The 17,441-nt window shown below is 60.9% G+C and carries 15 protein-coding genes; 7 read left to right on the top strand and 8 right to left on the bottom strand.

The genetic code is table 11. The features are described from left to right. From AB3Y40_RS20305 to AB3Y40_RS20295, 3 genes are all read right to left on the bottom strand, one after another. Positions 1 to 1,165: M10 family metallopeptidase (locus AB3Y40_RS20305; protein ID WP_369440718.1), on the bottom strand; the 1,165-nt coding region annotated here is incomplete at its 3' end. A gap of 160 nt (positions 1,166 to 1,325) precedes the next feature. Then, positions 1,326 to 2,198, bottom strand: a complete 873-nt coding sequence (locus tag AB3Y40_RS20300) for an FkbM family methyltransferase (protein ID WP_369440717.1) — start codon at positions 2,196 to 2,198, stop codon at positions 1,326 to 1,328. 79 nt (positions 2,199 to 2,277) lie between these two features. After that, positions 2,278 to 4,005, bottom strand: coding sequence for a hypothetical protein (locus AB3Y40_RS20295; protein ID WP_369440716.1), 1,728 nt, complete (start codon positions 4,003 to 4,005; stop codon positions 2,278 to 2,280). A 158-nt stretch (positions 4,006 to 4,163) separates the two neighbouring features. On the opposite strand from AB3Y40_RS20295, the gene AB3Y40_RS20290 reads away from it, so the two are divergent. Continuing rightward, on the top strand, positions 4,164 to 5,159 hold the full coding sequence (locus AB3Y40_RS20290; RefSeq protein ID WP_369440715.1) for a DUF2793 domain-containing protein: 996 nt from the start codon (positions 4,164 to 4,166) through the stop codon (positions 5,157 to 5,159). On the opposite strand, the gene AB3Y40_RS20285 is transcribed toward AB3Y40_RS20290, so the two are convergent. Further along, positions 5,156 to 6,136: a replication initiator protein A gene (locus AB3Y40_RS20285; RefSeq protein ID WP_369440714.1), complete on the bottom strand. Its 981-nt coding sequence runs from the start codon at positions 6,134 to 6,136 to the stop codon at positions 5,156 to 5,158. The genes AB3Y40_RS20290 and AB3Y40_RS20285 overlap by 4 nt on opposite strands. Before the next feature lie 388 nt (positions 6,137 to 6,524). Here AB3Y40_RS20285 and AB3Y40_RS20280 point away from each other — a divergent pair, with 388 nt between their 5' ends. Both AB3Y40_RS20280 and AB3Y40_RS20275 read left to right on the top strand, forming a co-directional pair. Further along, on the top strand, positions 6,525 to 7,901 hold the full coding sequence (locus tag AB3Y40_RS20280) for an AAA family ATPase (RefSeq protein WP_369440713.1): 1,377 nt from the start codon (positions 6,525 to 6,527) through the stop codon (positions 7,899 to 7,901). 35 nt (positions 7,902 to 7,936) lie between these two features. Further along, positions 7,937 to 8,923 (top strand): ParB/RepB/Spo0J family partition protein, encoded by a 987-nt coding sequence (locus AB3Y40_RS20275; protein ID WP_369440712.1) that lies wholly within the window; start codon positions 7,937 to 7,939, stop codon positions 8,921 to 8,923. 53 nt (positions 8,924 to 8,976) lie between these two features. On the opposite strand, the gene AB3Y40_RS20270 is transcribed toward AB3Y40_RS20275, so the two are convergent. The 4 genes from AB3Y40_RS20270 to glf are packed head-to-tail and all read right to left on the bottom strand — an operon-like array spanning position 8,977 to position 13,088. Continuing rightward, the gene (locus tag AB3Y40_RS20270) at positions 8,977 to 9,645 is read right to left on the bottom strand and encodes an ABC transporter ATP-binding protein (protein WP_369440711.1); all 669 of its coding nucleotides are present in this window, start codon (positions 9,643 to 9,645) and stop codon (positions 8,977 to 8,979) included. Between the two features lie 10 nt (positions 9,646 to 9,655). Then, positions 9,656 to 10,930 carry a sugar transporter gene (locus AB3Y40_RS20265; RefSeq protein ID WP_369440710.1) on the bottom strand — a complete coding sequence of 425 codons (1,275 nt, stop codon included), beginning with the start codon at positions 10,928 to 10,930 and terminating at the stop codon, positions 9,656 to 9,658. Between the two features lie 47 nt (positions 10,931 to 10,977). After that, on the bottom strand, positions 10,978 to 11,943 hold the full coding sequence (locus AB3Y40_RS20260) for a glycosyltransferase (protein WP_369440709.1): 966 nt from the start codon (positions 11,941 to 11,943) through the stop codon (positions 10,978 to 10,980). Then, positions 11,940 to 13,088: a UDP-galactopyranose mutase gene (gene glf, locus AB3Y40_RS20255; RefSeq protein WP_369440708.1), complete on the bottom strand. Its 1,149-nt coding sequence runs from the start codon at positions 13,086 to 13,088 to the stop codon at positions 11,940 to 11,942. Before glf ends, AB3Y40_RS20260 begins: the two co-directional genes overlap by 4 nt. 216 nt (positions 13,089 to 13,304) lie before the next feature. Between glf and AB3Y40_RS20250 the strand changes: the two genes are divergently transcribed. From AB3Y40_RS20250 to AB3Y40_RS20235, 4 genes are all read left to right on the top strand, one after another. After that, positions 13,305 to 14,426: a polysaccharide biosynthesis/export family protein gene (locus tag AB3Y40_RS20250; protein ID WP_369440707.1), complete on the top strand. Its 1,122-nt coding sequence runs from the start codon at positions 13,305 to 13,307 to the stop codon at positions 14,424 to 14,426. A 178-nt stretch (positions 14,427 to 14,604) separates the two neighbouring features. Continuing rightward, a complete protein-coding gene (locus tag AB3Y40_RS20245) occupies positions 14,605 to 16,023 on the top strand; it encodes a CAP domain-containing protein (RefSeq protein ID WP_369440706.1) in 1,419 nt (472 codons plus the stop codon). A gap of 28 nt (positions 16,024 to 16,051) precedes the next feature. Beyond that, positions 16,052 to 16,831: an NAD-dependent epimerase/dehydratase family protein gene (locus AB3Y40_RS20240; protein ID WP_369440705.1), complete on the top strand. Its 780-nt coding sequence runs from the start codon at positions 16,052 to 16,054 to the stop codon at positions 16,829 to 16,831. Then, a complete protein-coding gene (locus AB3Y40_RS20235; protein WP_369440704.1) occupies positions 16,828 to 17,439 on the top strand; it encodes a sugar transferase in 612 nt (203 codons plus the stop codon). Before AB3Y40_RS20240 ends, AB3Y40_RS20235 begins: the two co-directional genes overlap by 4 nt. Positions 17,440 to 17,441 lie beyond the last annotated feature (2 nt).

Here is a 17,441-nt window from a genome sequence, read left to right as displayed (position 1 = left end):
TGATAAAGTCATTGCCCACCTGCCCGTGCAGGATATCGTCTTTCCAGCCGCCGGTGATCCGGTCATTGCCATAGCCGCCAAAGATCTCGTCCCGGCCGTCGTTGCCATTGAGCTTGTCAGCGTTGTTGCCGCCATAGATCGTGTCGCGGCCCCGCCCTGCATTGACCACATCAGCGCCATTGCGGCCCACGATCACATTTGCGGCCTTGTTGCCGACGATGGTGTCATCACCGTTGCCGCCCACAGCCTTTTCGATGGTCACGCCATTGGCGATGGTATAGCCACCCGCAATGCCGCGCGCGGCCGAGATATAGCCCCCTGCCCCTTCGCCGTATTGCAGCGTGGCCGGACGCAGGTCGATGGTGATATCGCGGTTGCCGTCATAGCGGATTTCGTCAAAGCCCTTGGTGTCCCAGATCGACCGCCACATGGTCCCGCCCTTGTTGGCATCGGGCAGTTTGTAGACGGTGTTGCCGGTGTTGCGCGCGGTCGTGCCGTAAAGGTCTTGCAGCAGCGCGATATCCAGCGCCATCGGTCCCGCCTCATAGCCGTAGGTGGCTGAAAAGCCGGGGGCAGAGCCAACCGGTCCGGTCAGATAGCCGGAGTTGTAGGACATGGTGGTATAGACACCCTGATTGAGGTTGTCGCGGCCATAGTCATCAAAGGCATCCGTGACGCCCTGCATGATGGTCGAACTGCCGCCATTGTCATGCGGATGGGCCGCCCCCAGACCGTGCATCAATTCATGCACGATGGTGACATAGCCAAAGCCGCCCATGCGCAGATCGCCGCCTTCGTTGCGGTCCCACAGGTCCCCGTTAAAGACGCCCACGCCTTCAAAGGTTTCGCCGGGCGGGTTGAAATAGCCCAGAAACTGGTCGTCTTCGGGCATGTTGCGGATTTCATTTGTGTCCAGCACCATCTGAAAATCGGCATTGGCGCCCGCGGTGGTCCCGGTCACGATCTGGAAGGTCAGCCCGCTGACCGATGCGATCTTGTCAAAGGCCTTTTGGAACTGCGCCTTTTCGTAGGCGTTGAACCCTTCGGAGGTCACCGTTTCACCCGGTGCAAAGGTCCGGCTTTGGCCCTGGGGCACAAAGTAGACGGTCACGACATTGTCGTCCTGCTTGGTGCCCCAGTCGATTGTGTCGATCACGGATGTCATGAAGGCCTGCCCTATCCTGCTGCCGCCGTTTGAGGCGCGTCATATCATGTTGCCGCTGCACCACCACGTGGTGATGCGCCGCGCCGCTGAAATTTGCCAAGGGGCGTGGCCGTTTTGAGGCAGCGCTGCGGTCCCCATATGGCAGAGGTGCCCAAACCTTTTAAAAAAGCGCAAACATCGCGTGGTTTTTATTGCCCAGCATCTCGTCCAGGTTTTCAACCGTAACCTCTTGCAGGAACCCGGCCTTGGGCATTTTCTGGTGCCATTGCAACCGGCCACAGCGATAGCCGTGCGACAGGAAGGCCATCATGATGTCGCGGCGCGTGGCCCCGTGACGTTCGACGATTTCGTCCCAGTGCAGTTCCAAGAGCACCGCAGGGTGGTGCTGATCCAGAATGTGGTTGAGGTCATCGACCAGACGCCCTTCCCAGCCTTCGATGTCGATCTTGATCAGATCAGGCACATGGCCGATGCGGTCGCACAGATCACGCAAGCTGAGGATATCCAGCGTGCCTTCGGTCCAGCGGCCGCGCTTTTCAAAGGCCAGACGCATGCCTTCATACCAGACCGTTTGATTCAGCGCGGATGTGTCCGACAGACCCGCCACATGCATATGATAGCGGTTATCAGGGTCTAATCCGGGGTTTTTCGCATGGTTGGCCGCCACAACACCGGCGGCAAAGGGATTCATTTCGATCCCGTCCACGCGGGTCATCTGCGGCAGGCGCAGCATGAACTGCGAGATAAAGCCGTAGTGTGTACCGATATCAAGCGCCGTGGTCGCCCCGGTCAGATCGGCCAGCGTTTCCAGCACCAGGCAGGAAAACGGTTCAATCGTCCAGCCGTCCTTGTGGGCATCCGCCATCCAGGCGGCGACGTCCTTGTGGCTGGTGTCAAATTCCATCGCCCCGTGGGTGGTGAAATTCACGGTCAGTTGGTCACCCTTGTCGTCATGCCACCAGGCCCATGTCTTGGCGCGGCAGGCGATTTCATCCAGCAGGACGTCATAGGTCAGATCGGTTTTCGATGTCATCACGGGTGTCACATGACCCCCTGTATGGTCAAACTTGCTCATGGTCTTCTGCCTCTTGGTGCTGGCCTCTGACGGGCCTTCAGGATTTTGCGTTCTGGTTCACGAACTCGGCGATCTTGAAATAGCCGGTGCGTGTGTAGTGGTCACTGTCGGCGAATTCATCGTCGTCCAGCAGGGTGTCGATATCGACAAAATAGGTATTGGGGCGGCCCGCACAGAAGTCGCGGCACATCGTGTTGAACCCCTGGCGCATGGCCAGCGTGCGTTCGGCCTGTTGCCCGTGTTTGGTCACCGCCGACAGAATAAAGAGCGGCGTTTCAGGATCGCGCAGCGTGTCGGCGTGTTCAAAGCTGCGGCGGGTCAATTCCAACCGCTCTTCCAGTGGCAGGCGGCGGTGGAACATTTCCTTGGCAAAGCGCATTGCGTGATCGGGATCTTTCATCAGCTTTTTCATCCGACGCGGCGGAATGGTGGCGTAATATTTGCCGCCCCATTCCTGCCCGCCATAGGTGAAAAGGTTGTCTGACGGGATCGAGAAATACATCGACAGCAGGATCAGGTCCGCCTCGCGCAGGGATCGGTCCAGATCCTTCATCTCGTCCAATGTATAGCCCGCAAAGCGTTGCAGCGGTTTGGAGTGTTTCAGCTGCGGATCGCGCGGGTTGATGAAAAAGCCGACGTCATCATAGCGCACCAACATGCCCTGATCGTCCTGCTTGTTCACAAATTCATCGCGGTTGGTGCCGCAGTAAAAGCTGACCTGCAACAAATCACAGCCGCCCACCAGACAAAGGCGTCGTTCTTCCAGCTCGTTCTCGCCGGTGTCGAAATCGGTGACTTCGGTGATCCAATCGACCGTCTCAGGCTCTGACAGCTCACCGGCGACGGGCCCCACATGTTTAAAGTCGGGGCGGCCCAGATAATTCCAGACCCATTGTTCGACACCCATGTTCAGCGTCCGGCAGGAAAATGCCAGGTGATGCACGGTGGTGCCGGAAAACTTGGTGCGCACGCAAAAGAAGCCAACGATGCCGTAATCACCATAGCGGTCGCGCACCTCGATCAGGCCCGCATGCATGCCCGACACCGCGAGGAGGTCCGCGAGGTCTTGCCGCTCTGCGTCGGTATTGGCGCGCACCTTGGTAAAGTTCAGCTGGTTGGTGCGGTTGAGGATCTCAAGCACCCGGTCCATGTGGTTTTCCACGTCCGTGATGATGCGGATCTTGATCTCGGACTGTTTCAGAAATTCGGTATTCGACAGGCCTGCATCCGCCTGTTCGGATTGCTTCTGCTCCATCACCTTGTACTGCGCGAGGCGGGAATGGGTGCTGTCATCCTTGCCCTTGAGCTGCGGCAGCGCCAAGAGCCCGGTCATGTCGCCATGCGCCTCAACCGCCATCAGGGATGTGTTGAAAAACTGCGCCTCTTCGAGGTTGAGGTGGTTGTCATCAAGGAACAGCACGTTTTCGTCGCGCAGCCCCATGTCACGCACCATTTTCTCAATCGCCTGCCCCTTGGGGGACCAGGCGATATGGGGAAAGACGAACATGTCCCAGATACCCAGCTTTTCCAGCGCCGCCTTGGCCTGATCAAAGTCGTTCTTGGAACAGATCGAACACATGATGCCGCGATCGACCAGCGTGCGGACCATGTCGATATGGGCCTGAATGGGTTCAATGCCCTCTTCCGAAAGCGTGCCTTTCCAGAAGGTCTCATCAAGGTCCCAGATCACCAGTTTGACGGATGATGTGACGCTGTCGAAGGTCTGAATATTCACGGTTTTGGTCCCACTGCGGTCAATTGTCATAGCATGCCTGAGGCCGAGGTTTATTGAAACAATCTGACCAAATCATGGCGATTGTTGCGCGATTTTTCACCGCTTTGGCACCGCACGGTGCTGCAAGCAGGCGTTCACCGCTTTGCCTGATCCTGCGGCAAATCGGTTTAACAAAGGTGGCCACCCCCATGTCCCAATCCTCGCCCAGCCTGAACCTGCCCTATATTCAGGCGGGCCAGGCCCAGAAACATGTGACCCACAACGAAGCCGTCGAACAGCTGGACCTGTTGGTGCAGCTGGTGGTGCAGGATTTTGTCACCACCACCCCGCCCGGCAGCCCCAATGAGGGGCAGGCCTGGGTGGTGGCTGCCGGGGCCAGCGGGGCCTGGGCCGGGCGCACAGGCGAAATCGCAAGCTGGCGCGGGGGTGGCTGGCTTTATGTGGTGCCGCGCACCGGCTTGCGGGCCTATGATGCCGCCGCAGGTGAGATCAGGGTCTATGACGGGGCAAATTGGGCTGATCTGACCACGGGCGCGCCCGATCTGAACAATCTGGCGGGGGTCGGCATTGGCGCCAGCTATGACGCCACCAACAAGCTGGCGGTGGCGGCGGATGCCACGCTGTTGAACAATGCGGGTGCCGGGCATCAGCTGAAGATCAACAAGGCAAATGCGGGCGACACCGCGAGCCTGCTGTATCAGACCGGGTTTTCGGGCCGCGCCGAGATGGGGTTGGCGGGCAATGATGATTTCAGCGTCAAGGTCTCGCCCGATGGGGCTAGTTTCACCGAAGCGCTGCGTATGGATGCCACCAGTGGCATGACCACGGCCGCAGCGATCACCGGGGGGGCTGTGGATGTGGCGCCCGATACGGTAATCACCCTGCCGACCCCCTGTCAGTCGGGTGGCGTGCTGATCACTGTGCTGCGGTTGGCCCCCTCGGGCCATCCATTGGCGTCACACGGGGGCTTTGTGATCTATGACACCGGTGCCTCGCCCGGGGTGGCGGTGATCGGCAACGGGCCATCGCTGGAAAGTCTGGGCAGCGCGACCCTGACCGGCACAGAGGGCACTGCGGGCAACAGCGTCATCGCGGCCAGTACCAGCGGGCTGCAGATCCTGAACCGGTTCACCGAGACGCTGACCTATAATCTGACCTATCTGGGCGGCCTGCCCGGGCGCTAGCGCTGCACGCGGCCCCGCAGCCAGCCCAGGAACGCCTTGCCGGGGCTGCGCAAAGGCTGACGGCCAGAGGTGACCCAAAAGGCGCGCCATTCCGCCTCGAGCGCATAGATATCCCAGCCCGGTGCCATGGCACGGGCGGTATCCAGCGTCTCGGCATCAAAGGGCGGCAGGCCGGGCGTTTCTTCGATCAGGCGGCGGCGGGTGACGCGGATGATATCGCCCTCCTCCTCGGCCAGCTCATAATCGGGCAGCGTATCTGCGGCGATCATCTTACGGATCGCTGCGCGAAACACCCGCACCGGCGCGTCAGAGCCTGCCTTGGTGTGCAGGGTCGCCACTGAAATCCGCCATTCGCGCTGATTGCCGCAATGTTTGCGCGCCAGTTCATAGACGCGCCGTTCCAGCGGTTTGCGCAAAGTGAAATAGGCGCGTGACAGCGTCAGCACCGATTTCGCCTGCACGGCCCGGAATAACCAATCCGACAGCGTGACGCTGACACTGACCATGCGTCCGCCGCGGGTGCGGCGCACAATCTCCCAGCTTTCAATCAGGCCAAACCCGGTGGTGGTCTCCAGCTCTCCGGTGACCAGATTGGTGGTGATCCGGGTGCCTGCGAGCCGTTCAAAGCCTTCGCGCAGACGGGTGTAGCTGTCGCCGCCAGTGTCGCGTCGGCAGGCCACCAGCAGATCGTGGGCGGTGAGCGTCAGGTGGCGGCTGATTGCGCGGCCTGCGTTCAGCGCCGCCATCAACTGGCTGATGCAATAGATCAGGATGTCTTTGTCATGGATCGTGGCACGGCCCCGCACCGAAGGGGTGACGGTAATCTCTGTCCCGTTGTGGTGATAATGGCGGATGGTGCGATCGGGTCGGGTCGAGAGCGAAAAGAACGGATGTTCCATCGATCCAAGATCGCCTTTGGGCGCGGCATCAAAGATGTCACAGACAAAAAAATCGCGCATAGCTGGTGCGGTGGTCATGACCTGCCCTTTGGAATCACCCCTGTTTTGACTTCGGGGTTTCAGTGACACCCTAAAGTTATCCACAGGCCCCTGTCTACCTGGCGAACGGGGGATCAGAGTCGTTGTAGCGTCGGATCAGAATCGCCTCATCGGGGTTTCAGAGTCGCAGCGGTGTTTTGGTGACGGTATTCATGCGGGGATTCCAAAGACTTGCCGAAACGCCGCACATGCGTAACCATCAACTAACGGATTCTAACAACCTCTTTTTTTCTTTTCCCTGATCCAGATCGCGTTAGAGGCTGGAAACCGCTGGATTTCCTAAGAAAATCGGGGCGATGTTCAACCTTTGCTTTCATGTGCGGCGTTTTGTGGTATCTTGCCCAAAACACAACACATGGAGCGCGGGATGAGCAGCCTGCCCCTTTATGCCCAAATCACCCCTGATGCGGCAATGGCCGCCTTGGATGGGCCCACGTCTACGGATGGTTTTGCACAGATTGCGCGTGCCTGCGAAGCGGGGCGTGATGATCTGGCGGGCCGGGGATTGGCCGAAGATGGCAGTCGGCAATTGCGGCGGTTTTCGACCTGGGAAATCACCCGCTACCTGATCCCAGTGGCGCAGGCGCATTTCCGGCGCGTGCTGAAACAGAACCCCGAACTGCCGCAGGGCACCACCGAAACGGACGGTGGTGCGAAGTGGTTCACCCTCGATGAGGTGCAGCGGCTGCGCGCCTTCTTTGCCGCCCAAGGATCCAAGGCCAAAGACTATCTGCCCTACCGCCCCAAGGGGCTGCCCGCCAAGATGGTGGCGGTCGCGAATTTCAAGGGCGGTGTCGGCAAAACATCCACGGCGGCGCATCTGGCGATGTCGGCGGCGCTGGATGGCTACAAGGTGCTGGTGATTGACCTCGATAGCCAAGCCTCGATGACCTCGATCTTTGGCGGCAAGGTCACGGATGAATGGCAGACGGTGTTTCCGCTGCTGGCGCGGCATTATGCGGGGCATTTACGCCAAGACAACCAGCGGCGGATTGACCGGGGCGATGCGCCTATTCCCCTTGATGAGACACTGGATGAAGCGCTGAAGGTCAAAGCTGCGGACCTCATTCAGGGCACCCATTGGCCGAACATCGACCTGATCGGCGCGCAGCTGAACCTGTATTGGGCCGAGTTTCAGGTGCCGGTCTGGCGGATGCAGGGGCGCGGTTGGAAGCTGTGGGATGCGCTGACCGACGTGCTGGACGCGGATGGTGTGCTGGATGACTACGATGTGGTCTTTATCGATACCCCCCCTGCCCTTGGGTACCTCACGATCAATGGTCTGGCGGCGGCGGATATCCTGTTGGTGCCGGTGGGGGCGAGTTTTCTTGAGTTTGACAGCACGGGCCGGTTTTTCGACATGCTGCACACGACGTTTTCCAGCATCGAAGACGGTGAAAACCTGGCCGCCCGCGCGCTTGGCCGACCCGAAATGGCGTTTTCATGGGATGCAGTGCGTGCGGTTGTGACCCGCTATGACGGGTCACAACAGGCAGAGCTTGCGGCGCTGATGCAGGCCTATCTGGGCAAGACGTTGTCGCCGCACCGGCAGGATTTCACGGCGCTGATCGGTCAGGCGGGGGAACAGGTGCAGGGCATCTACGAGGCGGATTATCGCGATTTCAACCGCGAAACCTATGCCCGCGGGCGCGAGACCTTTGATGCCACCTATGCGGCGTTCAAATCGCTGCTGGTGGGCACATGGCGGCAGGATGAGCTGGCCGCGCAACAGGCGGCAGAATGACATGAGATGTTTCGCACGCGAAACAGGAGGTGGGCATGGCAAAACGTAAACGGCTGACCCCGGCGCGGATGGATGCGCCCGTAGCAGAGGCCCCGGCGGCATCCGCCCGCCCTGCCCTGTCCACGCGGCCGCCGATTGCCGATGTGGCCCATGATGCAGCAGCCAGTGCCGCCCTAACCGAGGTGGCCGCCGAATTGACCGCCGCGCGGTCCGAGGGGCGGCTGATCCAAAAGCTGCCACTGGATGTGATTGATCCGGGGTTTCTGGTGCGGGATCGGGTGGCGATGGATGCGACCGAGATGCAGGCGCTGGTTGCCAGCCTTGAGGCGCGCGGCCAGCAGACACCAATTGAAGTCAGCGATCTGGGGGCTGGGCGCTACGGGCTGATCTCAGGCTATCGACGCTATACAGCCTTGCGCGAGATTTCAGAGAAAAACCCAGCGTTAGACACTGTTTTGGCCGTTGTGCGCGCGCCACAAGAGGCGGCAGAGGCCTATCTGTCGATGGTCGAGGAAAATGAAGTCCGCGTGGATCTGTCGTTCTATGAACGGGGCCGGATCGTGGCGAGGGCCAAGGATGCCGGTGTTTACCGCACCGATGCGCTGGCGCTTTCGGCGCTGTTTGCCCATGTGCCGCGTGCGCGGCGATCCAAGATCGGCAGCTTTGTCGGGCTGGTCCGGGCGCTGGATGATGTGCTGCGGTTTCCCACGGCGATCAGTGAAAAGCTGGGGTTGGCGGTGGCCAAGCAGTTGGGCAGCGATCCAAGCTTTACGTCCCGGCTGAAACAGGCGCTGCAGATCACGCCGCCAGCCACAGCGGCAGAGGAAGTCGCAGTGCTGACCCGGGTGTTGCGCGGGCCGGGTGTTGGGGCCAAAACGGGGGCCGCCCCGGCTGAAAAAATTGACGTGGCCCCGGGCATTACCCTGACCCGCAAGGCCAGCGGCAGAGTTGAACTGTCAGGTGACAGGATGCGCGATCCGGACGTGGTCGCCAGGCTTATTCAGACTCTAAAGTCCCTGTAATAGAGTATATTTTACCCCAAAAATGTGACATAATACGTTTCGCGCGCGAAACGTCACTCGTCCTCATCGGAGCCCATATTGGCGTGGTGCTGGGCGATCGCCTCGTCCACGTCATCGTAATAGGTCAACTTGCCGTCTTCCAAAATGGCCCCGGCATCACAGAGCATTTTCAGCTGCCGGGTAGAGTGGGTGACAACCACGGCGCCTGCGGTCTTCATCCGCTCGGTAAAGGCCAGCCGACTTTTGCGTTTAAAGGCCGCGTCGCCCACTGATGTGACCTCGTCCACCAGATAGGTGTCAAACGGGATACCGATGGACACCCCAAAGGCCAGCCGCGACCGCATGCCCGCCGAATAGCTGCGCACAGGCGCGTGGAAATGGTGCCCGAGTTCGGCAAAGTCCTGCACATAGGCCATTAGGTCTTCGGTATCGACGCCATAGACGCGGGCGATGAATTTTGTGTTCTGCGCGCCGGTCATGTCGCGATTGAACGAACCTGCAAAGCCCACGGTCCACGAAATCGTGCCGGTGCGGTCAATCACGCCGCTGTCGGGTTTGACCCGCCCGCCGATCATCTGCATCAGCGTGGTTTTGCCCGCGCCATTGCGGCCCATCAGCCCCACGGATTTGCCGGTGGGGAAGGTGATGTTGATGTCATCGGCAATCACCTTGCTGCCGGATTGGGTCCAGAAGGTTTTGTTGACGTTTTGGAACTGGATCATGCCAGGGCCCTTAGCGGCGGTCGCGCAGGGCGTAGTAGATCAAGCTGATGATCGCCCATGTCAGAAAGCTGAAGAGGGTGACGAGCGCCAGAAGCACCTCGCGCTGGGGGAATTCGGACCGTTCGGCCAGCGTGGGCTGGATATAGGCCGCCAGATAGCGTGATTGGCGGTTCGCCTCTGCCCGGGCGGCATCAAAGGCCGAGAGTGTTGCGGCATAGGCGGTTTCGGCAAATTCACGGTCCACGGTCAGGCGCTCGAATTCAGAAATGATCTTGGCGTATTCCTGACCGCCGGGGCCAACCCCGCCTGCGCCGAATTTTTTGCGTTCCTCTTCCACCTGCGCCTCGATCACCTCGAGCCGGCGGCGGGCCTGTGCCACGCGGGGGTCGCCCTCGGACGCGGTTTCCGAGATCAGCTGATATTCGATGATCGCGGTGGCCTGTTGTTCCTGCAGGGTCGCCAGCAGACCGATCTGGGTCTGGATATCGGCATTGGGATCGACGATCTGGTTGGCGAGGCGAAAGGCGGTCAGCGCCTCGCGTGCGGTTTTCAGGCGTTCCAGCGAGAGTTCCAGATCTTCTTGCGCATATCGGGTCGCATCGGCCCGCGCGATGGCCGAGAGCGCGTTGATCATGACAGAGCTTTCGTCATAGATCGCCTCGGCGATGGCCTTGGCCTCTTCCGGTTCAAAGGCCAGCACGCGCAGCTCGATCAGGCCTGACCCGGTGTCATAGGACACCCGCACCATGCGGCGCCAAAAGGTGGTCAGGTCTTCGATCGTGCCTGCGGGGTCAAAACCCAGTACCGGGTCTTGTTCCACATGGCGGCTGAAGAGGCCGCGCAGGTCCAGTTTGGTGTCGATGGCGCGTACCATTTCCTGGCTGCGGATGAATTCATACAGGATGTCACTGTCGCCGCCGCCGCCGCCGCCCAGAGTCGAGCCGAGCCCGCCCAGAATATCCACCGCACTGGAGACGTCTTCGGAGCGGACGGTGAAGCCAAGGGTCGAGGCGTATTGGTCGGCCGCGCGGGTATAAAGATACCAGCCCGCCACAGAGACGGGGGCAGCCACCATGATGATGAAGGCAAAGAACATGAACCAGTGCCGCGGCTTGGCACGGGCCGCTTTGGCCGGAGGGCGCGGGACATAGGGCTGCGGCACCGGGCGCTGAGGCTGAGCGGCTTTCTTGCCTTTGCCTTGACCTTTCCCCTTGCCCGGGCCGTTGCCCTGACCCTTTAACGAATTGTTTTCAGGCGCTTTTTCCGGGGTTTGCGCGTCTGTCATCGGGTGTCTTTCCTTGCCTCAGGGCCACGATAGCGCGGGCTGTGCCGTCACGCCAGTGGTGCCGCCCCCATCGCATGGATCGCGTCATTGCGGCCACGGCGGCGCAAAAGCCCATCGCGCAACCCGATCCACATCATGCGGCGGTAAAGCGCGCGTTCATCTGCATCATAGTGATTGCCACGGCGCCACCAGATCACGGTGTAATAGGCCAGCGCGGCGGGAAAGATCAGCGGCCCTGCCGCTTGCCGTGCGATGCTGACACCGTTGCGGCAGTGGTAATAGATCTTCCACAGGGGCCGGTAGATGAACCCCTGCCCCATGGTGCCGCAGTCATGCACAAACCGCACAGAAGGCATCAGCATCATCTGCAGCCCGGCGCGCCGCAGTCTGAGCGAGTAAAGAACGTCGTCGCCATAGATGAACAGCCCGCCTTCGGGCAGGCCTGCCCGCGCGATGCAGTCGCGGCTGACAAAGTAGCCCACGAAAGAGGCCACGTCGATCTTGCGATCAGGGGCATCGGGGGCAAAGGCGTCATCGGGCAAATGGAACCCCGCACGGCTGCCACGCACCAATGTGCGGGCGAACAGGCCAAGGTTCCAGAACGGATTATTGGAGGGGCGGTTCATCTCGCACAGCGTACCGTTTGGATAGAACACCGCCGCTGCTACACAGCCGATTTCAGGGTCTAACGTGGGGATTTTTGCCCGGAATTGTGCCAGCGCGCCCGGTTCGGGGCGGGCGTCATCATCCATCAACACCACCCAATCGGGGTCAAAGCGGTCACGCGCGGCGGCCATCCCGGCCTCGAACCCGCCGGCACCGCCAAGGTTGTCATCCAGCGTCACCACCGTCAGGCGCGGATCATCTTGGGTGGCCAGCCAGTTGGGCGTGTCATCGGCGCTGGCGTTGTCGACCACGATCACATGATCCACGTCCTCGGTCAGCAGGGCGGCGACGGTCAGCTGCAGCTGCGCCAGCCGCTGGTAGGTGACGACAACAGCGGCGAGTGTCACAGCGGGGCCTTGGAAAAGGTGGGGGCAGGGGCGCCTGCAGCCTCTGCCGTCAGCCAGTCGGCGGCGCAATCAAGGCTTTCGCGGATGGTCACATCCATATCGAGATAGCGATAGGTGCCAAGGCGGCCCACAAAGGTCACGTTCTCCACCGCTTGCGCCGCGGCGACGTAATCGGCCAGCATGGCTTTTTCATCGACCAGGCGAATGGGGTAATAGGGGATGTCATCAGGCCCGCATTCGCGCGCGCTTTCCTTATAGAGGATCGAGTTCTCGTGATCCTCCCACGGGCTGAAGTGCTTATGTTCAGTAATGCGCGTATAGGGCACATCCACGTCGCCATAGTTCATCACCGCACAGCCCTGATAATCGCCTTCCGCGCGGAAGGTTTCGAAATCAAGCGTCCGGTAGCCTAAGCGTCCAAGGTTGTAGCCAAAGAAGCCATCCAGCGGGCCGGACCAGAACACATGGTCCCACGCGTCTGCTTCGGCGGGGTCAAAGGCGCGGTTCAACTCCACGGTGATGCCCGGATGATCGAGGATCCGTTCGATCATCACGGTATAGCCCTCTTCGGGCATGCCCTGGAATTTGTGGAAGAAGTAGTTGTCGTCGTAGTTGAAGCGCAGCGGCAGGCGCTTGAGAATCGCAGCCGGCAGTTCGGTGGGCGAGCAGCCCCATTGCTTTTGCGTGTAGCCCTTGAAGAAGGCGTCATAAAGATCGGGGCCCACAAAGGCGAGTGCCTGTTCCTCGAACGTCTGCGGTTCGGGGATGTCGCTGGCTTGGTTGGCGATAAAGGCGCGCGCCTCTTCGGGGCGCATCGTCTTGTTGTAGAACTGGTTGATCGTGTGCAGGTTCACGGGCAGCGAAAACACCTGCCCCTTGGCGGTGGTTTTGACCCTGTTTTTGAAGGGCAAAAACGTCGCAAAGCCGTTCACGTAATCCCAGACTTCGGCGTCATCGGTGTGAAAGATATGCGGCCCATAGGTATGGACCATCACCCCGGTTTCGGCATCGCGCGCGGTGTGGCAATTGCCGCCGATATGGTCGCGGGCATCAACCACCGTGATCTGGTGGCCCGCATCGGCCAATGCGCGGCCAATCACTGCGCCCGACAGGCCTGCACCCACCATCATGATCCGTTTTGCCATCGCCCAAACCCACTGTCACTGATTGCCGGGCATCTACCCTAAAAGGGCGGGGGGCGCAAAGCGGCAAAGGCCACAGGTTGCGGGGAAATACCGCCCGTGCGTTGCAAGTGCGATTGCCTTTGGACAGGGCGCGGGGCATTTTGACGGGAATCTGCAAAGGCAGGCGGGGGCTGCACCCGATTGCCGCACAAAACAGGCATCCTTTCGGGGGGAAACATGATGCGCATCACAAAGCTTTTGGCCACGGGGTTGGCCTGTCTGCTTTTGGTCGCATGTAATGCGCCCCGCGGGGCCGGTTTTCAAAGCGAAGTGCTGGCGGCCAGTGATGAAACCGGGCCCGATGGCGAGGCGATTTACGACTTTGCCGTTTTTGATGTGACCCGCGCGGCCCTGCCCACAATCGCCAATTGGCCGCGCACGGGGCAGGGGGGCTATTCCTGGATCAACGGGGGTGCGCAGCCTGCCTCGGTGCTGATCTCACCGGGGGATCGGTTGCAGATCTCGGTCTGGGATGCGGAAGAAAACTCGCTTTTGACCACCGCAGGTCAGCGCGTGGCGCAATTGCAAAGCATTCAGGTGGGCGCTGACGGGCGTATCTTTATCCCCTTTGTGGGCGAGATGCGCGTGGCCGGCATGGCGCCAGGCACCGCGCGCGCGCGCATCGAAGAAGAGCTGGTGGCCACGGTGCCCAGTGCGCAGGTGCAACTGAGCCTGGAACCGGGGCGCGGCAATACCGCAAATCTGGTGTCGGGCGTGACCCGGCCCGGGGTCTATCCCTTGCCTGACACCAATGCATCGGTGCTGGAGCTTATTGCAGAGGGTGGCGGCATCCGGGGTGATCTGGTCAATCCACAGGTCCGCATCCTCCGGGGCAATGACATCTACGGCACCTCGGTGTCCCGGCTGTTTGACAACCCGCGGCTGGATACGGTGCTGCGCGGCGGTGACCGGGTGATCGTGGAAGAGGAAGAACGCAGCTTTTTGTCGCTGGGGGCGGCCAACCGGCAGGCGCAACACGTCTTCCCGACGGATCAGATCACGGCGCTAGAGGCGATGGCGATCATCGGCGGGGTGTCGGCTAACACCGCAAATCCACAGGGTATTCTGGTGCTGCGGTCCTATCCGACCCGCGCGGTGCGCGACGGCGTCAGTGGCCCACCGATGGACCGGGTGGTGTTCACCCTGGATCTGACCAGTGCCGATGGCCTGTTCAGTGCCGGCCAATTCCCGATCTATGACGGTGATCTGGTCTATGCCACCGAAAGCCCGCTGAACGCCGCGCGCACGGTCTTTGGCCTGTTGGACGCCGGGGTCGATTTGTTCAACAGGCTGAACTAATCCCGGTCTGCCGCCGGGGATTGTTGCCGATGCCGGAATGGGTCGGCTAAAATTTGCGAATATGGCCTGAATTTGGGCAAGCGCTTGCCGCGACCATGCCCAACTTGCCCTGTCAGATGCACCCTGAACGATTTCGTCCTACCCGGGGGGGTGAGGATGGGAATGCAAGGAGTGTGTTATGGGTCTGTCGGCTGCCGAACAATATCTACTGGAACTGATCAACCGGGCGCGGTTGGATCCCCAGGCAGAAGCCAACCGTTATGGTGTGGGTCTGAATTCGGGTCTGCAAAGCGGTACCATTGATGGCAGCGCCAAGCAGGTGCTGGCACCCAACAGCAAGTTGGAAAGTGCCGCCATCAGCCACAGCAAGTGGATGCTGAGCGCGGATACCTTCAGCCACACTGGCGCAGGCGGGTCGAACCCCGGTCAGCGCATGAGCGATGCGGGGTATCAATTCTCGGGCAACTGGACATGGCGCGAAAACCTCGCCTGGACCGGGTCGACGGGATCCATCAACCTGAGCCGCGCGATCGAGCAGCACCACGAGGGGCTGTATCGCAGTGCAGGCCACCGCGCCAATACCTTTGCCGAGGATATCCGCGAGGTTGGGCTGGCGCAGGTAAGCGGCAAGTTCACCTATCAGGGCAATACCTATAACGCCTCGATGCTGACCGAGAAGTTCGCGAAGTCAGGCGGCGACGTCTATATCACCGGCGTGGCCTATAACGACAATAACGGTGATTGGTTCTATTCCATCGGAGAGGGCCGCAAGAACGTCAAGATCATCGCGGATGGCGAGAACGACACCTCTATCGGCAGCGGTGGCTATGCGGTGGCCGTGGGCAAGTCCGACAAGATGGCCGTCAAGGTCGTGAACGGCAATGCCACATGGGCGACGCTGGATATCGACACATCCGACGGCAACGCAAAGCTGGACGTGGTGCGGGGTGACAACGGGCGCTGGCAGCTGGAAACCTCGACCGATACCAACCTCAAGGGCGGGTTGATCAAGAACGCCAAGCTTCTGGGCCGTGACAACCTTGATCTGGATGGATCGGGTGCAGACAACCGGTTGGAAGGCAACCGTGGCAACAACGAGATCAAGGGCGGCAGTGGTAAGGACGTGATTGTCGGCATGGGCGGCAATGACAAGATCTGGGGCGGCTTTGGCTGGGATGGGCTGAACGGCGGCAATGGCAACGATCAGGTCAGCGGCGGTGACGGCAATGACCGGATTGCCGGGCACAACGGCAATGACAAGCTGTGGGGCAACAAGCACAACGATGTGCTTTATGGCGGCAACGGCAATGACCGGCTGGATGGCGGTTTCCAGAACGACCAGCTTTGGGGCGGCGGCGGGCGTGATACTTTCGTGTTCAACAAGGGCAGCGACCGGATTCGCGATTTTCAGGACAACATCGACACCATCGCCATTGCCCGCGCCACCGCAGGCAACGGCACCAAGGTGTCCGACATTCTGGATGATGCGCGGATCGTGAACGGCAACGCCATTCTGGAATTTGATGGTGGTGGCACGCTGCGGGTCGATGGGGTCAGCAACCTCAATATTCTGGCAAACGATCTGACCATCATATAAGCCCAACCCCGCAAGGGCGGGGCAAGGCATGACCACAAACGGACCATTGATATTGGGTAGCGCGGGCCATGTTGGGCGCGCGCTCGCTCGTGTTTGGCCCAAGGATCAACCCGCATTTTGGCATAGCCGCAAGGGCGGTGATCTGGCGTGGGATCTGCTGACCGAAAGCGCGCCTGATCTGACCGGCATCACCGGTGTGGTGCAACTGGCGCGCGGGGCAGATGCCGCCGCAGAGGTGGCGCTGGCGTGCGCCGCCTGTGATCTGGGTGATGTTTATGGCGTGCCGGTGCTGATCGCCTCAAGCCAGGCGGTTTATGGGCCGCAGCTGGGCAAGGTCGGCGAAGATACCCCCTGCCAGCCGGTGGGTGATTACGGCGCGGGCAAGCTGGCAATGGAGCAGGCGATCACAGGGCGCGCCTGTGCCTTGCGGATCGGCAATGTGGCGGGTTGCGATATGCTGCTGATGAATGCCGCCAAGGGCCGGGTGACGCTGGATCAATTGCCGGATGGCAGCAGCCCGCGCCGGTCCTATATCTCGGCCGTTGGGCTGGGCGCTGTGATCCGGGGGCTGCTGGCCCATGCGGGTCCCCTGCCGGATGTGGTCAACGTGGCCCAGCCGGGCACGCTGGCGATGGGGGATCTGCTCCGCGCGGCTTGCCAAAGTTGGGACTGGCGGCCTGCGGGGCCGGGTGTTCTGGCCACGCTGGAGCTGGATGTGACCCGCCTGATGGCGCTGGTGCCCTTGCCGCAGGTGGATGCACAGGTCTTGATCGCAGAGGCGCGTGCTGCCGGATGGGCGGTGCGATGACACCTGCCAAACGTGCCCTGGATGTGGTGATTGCCCTGTGTTTGGGTCTGATCCTGCTGCCGTTTTTGCTTTTGGTCATGGGCGTGATGCTGATCCGTGAAGGTCGCCCGCTGTTTTATGTCTCCGAACGGATGAAGACGCCGACCGAAGGCTTTGATCTGATTAAGCTGCGCACCATGCCAGTGAACACCGCCGATGGCGGGGTGACGGGCGGCAACAAATCCGCGCAATTGTCACGGTTGCACCAGCTTTTGCGCCGCAGCCGCGCGGATGAGTTGCCGCAGCTGTGGAACGTGTTGCGCGGGGATATCAGCCTTGTGGGGCCGCGCCCGCCGGTGCGCCGCTATGTAGAGGCCTATCCCGATCTTTATCGCCGCGTCCTGCGCAGTCGTCCGGGGATCACCGGCCTCGCGTCCCTGCATTTTCATGCCCATGAAGAGGCGTTGCTGGCGGCCTGCGAAACGGCCGCAGAAACCGATGCGGTCTACCGGCGGCGCTGCATTCCACGCAAGGCCAAGCTGGATTTGATCTATCAGCAAAGGCGCAACCTGTGTCTGGATCTGAAGCTGATCGGGCAGACGGCGGCCAAGCCGTTTCAGGGGCGTTAGGG

Origin of the sequence: Yoonia sp. R2331 (genome assembly GCF_041103235.1) — a bacterium.
GTDB lineage: Bacteria > Pseudomonadota > Alphaproteobacteria > Rhodobacterales > Rhodobacteraceae > CANMYO01.
This window is presented reverse-complemented; position numbering and strand designations above follow the sequence as displayed.

Bases quoted from the DNA above. Each gene is read 5' to 3' on its own strand.
- AB3Y40_RS20285 (WP_369440714.1), bottom strand. From the start codon at position 6,136: ATGACCACCGCACCAGCTATGCGCGATTTTTTTGTCTGTGACATCTTT.
- AB3Y40_RS20250 (WP_369440707.1), top strand. From the start codon at position 13,305: ATGATGCGCATCACAAAGCTTTTGGCCACGGGGTTGGCCTGTCTGCTT.
- glf (WP_369440708.1), bottom strand. From the start codon at position 13,088: ATGGCAAAACGGATCATGATGGTGGGTGCAGGCCTGTCGGGCGCAGTG.
- AB3Y40_RS20265 (WP_369440710.1), bottom strand. From the start codon at position 10,930: ATGACAGACGCGCAAACCCCGGAAAAAGCGCCTGAAAACAATTCGTTA.
- AB3Y40_RS20235 (WP_369440704.1), top strand. From the start codon at position 16,828: ATGACACCTGCCAAACGTGCCCTGGATGTGGTGATTGCCCTGTGTTTG.
- AB3Y40_RS20280 (WP_369440713.1), top strand. From the start codon at position 6,525: ATGAGCAGCCTGCCCCTTTATGCCCAAATCACCCCTGATGCGGCAATG.
- AB3Y40_RS20295 (WP_369440716.1), bottom strand. From the start codon at position 4,005: ATGACAATTGACCGCAGTGGGACCAAAACCGTGAATATTCAGACCTTC.
- AB3Y40_RS20270 (WP_369440711.1), bottom strand. From the start codon at position 9,645: ATGATCCAGTTCCAAAACGTCAACAAAACCTTCTGGACCCAATCCGGC.
- AB3Y40_RS20300 (WP_369440717.1), bottom strand. From the start codon at position 2,198: ATGACATCGAAAACCGATCTGACCTATGACGTCCTGCTGGATGAAATC.
- AB3Y40_RS20245 (WP_369440706.1), top strand. From the start codon at position 14,605: ATGGGTCTGTCGGCTGCCGAACAATATCTACTGGAACTGATCAACCGG.
- AB3Y40_RS20290 (WP_369440715.1), top strand. From the start codon at position 4,164: ATGTCCCAATCCTCGCCCAGCCTGAACCTGCCCTATATTCAGGCGGGC.
- AB3Y40_RS20240 (WP_369440705.1), top strand. From the start codon at position 16,052: ATGACCACAAACGGACCATTGATATTGGGTAGCGCGGGCCATGTTGGG.
- AB3Y40_RS20275 (WP_369440712.1), top strand. From the start codon at position 7,937: ATGGCAAAACGTAAACGGCTGACCCCGGCGCGGATGGATGCGCCCGTA.